Annotated in this window: 2 pseudogenes; both read right to left on the bottom strand. The window is 78.2% G+C overall.

Features of this window, described 5'->3' with window-relative positions:
- Positions 1 to 277: pseudogene (locus IH13_RS0134485) on the bottom strand (hypothetical protein); the annotation flags it as partial.
- Positions 268 to 802: pseudogene (locus IH13_RS0134480) on the bottom strand (hypothetical protein); the annotation flags it as partial. The pseudogenes IH13_RS0134485 and IH13_RS0134480, both read right to left, overlap by 10 nt.

Below are 802 nucleotides of genomic sequence, written 5' to 3'. Positions count from 1 at the left end.
CCGCCGACTCGATGTGGGGCAGCACCGCCTCGGCCAGCTCCGCGAGGAACGCGAAGCGCAGGTCGCGGTCGCGCGGCTGGGCGACCGCCAGCAGCCGCGGGGAATCGCGGTCGGTGCCGACGAGCGCCCCGAGCGGGGCGCCCGCCTCACCGGCGGTGGTCAGCGGGACCAGGACGAGCGGCCGGTCGGTCAGCCGGCGGTGGCGGACGGTCGCCAGCGGCTGGGCCCGCCCGCTGTCCACCGCCTCCAGCCGGGCCAGGGTCGTGATCAGTGACACCGCGCGCTCCCCTCCGCCGTCTCCAGGGCCTCCGCGCGCAGCGCCGCGGCCCGGCGCAGGGCCGCCACCGTCGGATCCGCCGGGTCGCCCTCCTTGCCGGAGGCGGCCGCCAGTACCCCGGCCACCGTCGTCAGCCCCCCGAGCTCACCCCGCACGCTCCGGCCGAGCGACTCCACCGCCCCCTCGGCGCGGGACTTCGCCCGGCAGTGGAAGGCCAGCTCGCAGGCGGACAGGCACTCCGGGGCGTACGCGGCGGGGACCGCCTCGACGGCGGCGCCCAGCTCCTGCGGGGTGCGCGCGGGGTCGAAGGTCGTGCCCTCGGGGAGCGCCGCCGCGATGTCCTCGACCCGGGTCAGCCGGGCCAGCTGGCGGCCGGTCACCGCGCGCTGCTTGCGCACGTCCACGACCGAGGCCGTCGGCAGGTTGGAGAAGTCCTTCGGGCAGACCAGCAGGACCCGGTGCCCGACCCGGGCCCCCTCGGTCACCGAGGCGGTCCGCTCCAGCGCCAGTACGTAGACCGCGGAC

The organism is Streptomyces sp. NRRL WC-3549, from assembly GCF_000721935.1.
In the GTDB taxonomy this organism is placed as follows: domain Bacteria; phylum Actinomycetota; class Actinomycetes; order Streptomycetales; family Streptomycetaceae; genus Streptomyces.
Note: the sequence above shows the minus strand (reverse complement) of the source record. Positions and strands in the feature narration are given on the sequence as shown.